Origin of the sequence: Christiangramia aquimixticola, from assembly GCF_048285835.1 — a bacterium.
GTDB lineage: Bacteria > Bacteroidota > Bacteroidia > Flavobacteriales > Flavobacteriaceae > Christiangramia > Christiangramia aquimixticola.
Map to the genome: position 1 here is coordinate 1 of NZ_JBLVTL010000263.1, position 291 is coordinate 291.

1 protein-coding gene is annotated in these 291 nt (G+C 52.9%); it reads left to right on the forward strand.

The features are described 5' to 3' along the window. On the forward strand, positions 1 to 291 hold a 291-nt coding region (locus tag ACNKXV_RS14415), incomplete at both ends, for an MIP/aquaporin family protein (protein ID WP_417908399.1).

Sequence of the window (291 nt, forward strand, 5' to 3'; positions counted from 1 at the left end):
TGCCAATGTGGTATTACCCGGAACGAAGGGAAACGGAGGTGGTTTGATCGCCATTACTACAGCTTGGGCTTTGGCGGTTTTTTGCGGAGTGGTCGTGGCGGGTCCTTACAGTGGTGCTCACCTCAATCCAGCCGTGACCATCGGTTTGGCAACTGTAGGCAAGTTTGATTGGGCAATGGCTCCAGGGTACATTTTCGCTCAGCTTGGTGGAGCAATGCTCGGTTCGGGCTTAGCTTGGCTGATGTATCGTCACCATTTTGATATGGCAGAAGATGCCGGATTAAAGCGGGC